Genomic DNA, 1,197 nt, shown 5'->3' on the forward strand with positions numbered 1-1,197 from the left:
TGACCTGCTCCCCGTGGTTAGTACGAAATCGATGTAGAGTCCGTTCACAAAGGAACGGCAATGAAGAAACGATTTACGGAAGAACAGATCATCGGGGTGCTGAAGGAGGCCGAGGCAGGGGCCAAGGTGGCCGAACTGTGCCGCAAGCACGGGATCTCGGAGGCCACTTACTACAACTGGAAGGCGAAGTTCGGCGGTATGACCGTCTCGGACGCCCAGCGACTGAAGGAGCTGGAGCAAGAGAACAACAAGCTCAAGAAGCTGTTGGCTGAATCGATGCTGGACAAGGCTGCGCTTCAGGACCTTTTGAGCCGAAAGTAGCAAGCCCGCAGGCCAAACGCGAAGCGGTCAGAACGTTGATGACCGAGCGCGGCATGGGTATCACCCGGGCCTGCGGGCTGGTAGGCATTTCCCGGTCGCTGTTCGCTTATGAAAGTAAGCGTACGGGCGATGTGGCATTGACCGAGCGCATGAAGGAGATGGCAGCGCTCAAGCGACGCTACGGCTATCGGCGCATCCATATTCTGCTGCGCCGTGAAGGCTGGCAGACGAATCACAAGCGGGTCTGGCGGCTTTACAGCCAAGCCGGCTTGAGCGTTCGTAAACGTCGCCGCAAGCGCGTCGCTCCCGCAGAGCGGGTAGTTCGTCCCGTTGCGACGGCGCCGAATCAGAGCTGGTCGATGGACTTCGTGTCCGACGGTCTGGCCTATGGCCGCAGGTTCCGGTGCTTGAACATCGTCGATGACTACACGCGCGAGTGTCTTGCCATCGAGGTCGATACATCACTGCCGGGATTGCGGGTGGCGCAAGTGCTGCAACGGCTTGCGGAACTGCGTGGGTTGCCCAAGTCCATCACCGTGGACAACGGCCCGGAGTTTGCCGGAAGGGCCTTGGACGCTTGGGCCTATCAGGTCGGCGTGAAGCTGTCGTTCATCAGACCAGGCAAGCCCGTGGAGAATGCATACATCGAGAGCTTCAACGGAAAATTCCGCGATGAGTGCCTGAATGAGCATTGGTTCATGTCGCTGCGCCAAGCCAAATCCTTGATCGAAGACTGGCGTGTCGAGTACAACACCGAACGCCCGCATAGCGCGCTGGGATACTTAACGCCGGAGCAGTTTGCTCAGGCGCATCGGCAACAACGGTTTTTAACCCTGGACTCTATGTCGGTGCCGTACTAAGTCTGGGGGCAGGTCA

General features: G+C 58.7%; 1 protein-coding gene. It reads left to right on the forward strand.

Annotated elements, in window-relative coordinates; translation table 11 throughout:
• The first annotated feature begins 60 nt into the window (after positions 1 to 60).
• Positions 61 to 1,181 (forward strand): IS3 family transposase gene (locus tag IB268_RS30865; protein WP_192355301.1). Its coding sequence is split into 2 segments (ribosomal slippage): positions 61 to 319 and positions 319 to 1,181, totalling 1,122 coding nucleotides; the frame shifts between segments, so codons are not numbered across the junction.
• The last annotated feature ends 16 nt before the right edge of the window (positions 1,182 to 1,197 follow it).

Origin of the sequence: Achromobacter sp. ACM01 (assembly GCF_014851745.1) — a bacterium.
GTDB lineage: Bacteria > Pseudomonadota > Gammaproteobacteria > Burkholderiales > Burkholderiaceae_B > Achromobacter > Achromobacter aegrifaciens.